Origin of the sequence: Xanthomonas sp. SHU 308 (genome assembly GCF_000364645.1) — a bacterium.
Classification (GTDB): Bacteria; Pseudomonadota; Gammaproteobacteria; order Xanthomonadales; family Xanthomonadaceae; genus Xanthomonas_A; species Xanthomonas_A sontii.
The window spans coordinates 1-793 of record NZ_AQOK01000250.1 but is presented as its reverse complement, the minus strand read 5'-3'; the positions used below and the strand labels follow the sequence as shown (position 1 = coordinate 793).

The 793-nt window shown below is 71.0% G+C and carries 1 protein-coding gene; it reads right to left on the bottom strand.

All coding sequences use genetic code 11. The features are described from left to right. Positions 1-43: 43 nt before the first annotated feature. Entirely contained in the window at positions 44-655 is a 612-nt protein-coding gene (locus D588_RS0109430) for a YbhB/YbcL family Raf kinase inhibitor-like protein (protein WP_017915798.1), read from the bottom strand. Positions 656-793 lie beyond the last annotated feature (138 nt).

Sequence of the window (793 nt, the reverse complement as noted above, 5' to 3'; positions counted from 1 at the left end):
CCTCACCCCAACCCCTCTCCCGGCGGGAGAGGGGCTTTACGGCTTACTTCGCCGCCGGATTGAGGCTGTAGGTGCCGTGCAGGCTGGCTTCGGCCAGCACGTGGCCCTGCATCGCGCGCAAGGCATCGGCGGCGGTGAAGCGTGCCGGCACGTCCAGGCTCGCCACATCCAGCGCGAACAGGCGGAAGAAGTAGCGGTGCACGCGCAGGTCGTTGGCCGGCGGATACGGGCCGTCGTAGCCGTGGTAATCGCCCCCCATCGCCGCGTCGCCGGCGAACCAGTCGGTGTAGCTGTTCAGTCCCTGCCGCGCGCCGTCCAGGCCGGGCGGTTGCTGCTTGCCCTTGGCCACCACGCCGTCGCTGGCGCTGCCTTCGGCGATCTCGCGCAGGTCGGCGGGCAGGTCCACCGCCACCCAATGCACGAATTCGGTGCGCGGTTGTTCGACCGGAATCTGCACGTCGTCGCGGCCGACCATCTCGGCCACGGTCGGCACGTCCGGATCGACGCACAACAGCACGAAGGACTGGGTGCCGGCCGGCACCGCGTCCCAGGCCAGGTGGGGGTTGCGGTTGCCGCCGAAGCCGTCGGCCTGGCCCATCGCGTAGGTCGCGGCGATGGGCTGACCCGGCTGGATGCTGTCACTGCGAAGACGCATGCGTGAATCTCCTTGGGGAATCAGGTTTCAGGGTAGCCAAGGCGCACCGCGACCGGCGTCAGCAGCGCGAACGCGGCGGCCAGCGGCGTGGCGTAGGCGCGCCAGTGGCCGGCGGCCAGGCGCGGCGGGCCGACCGTG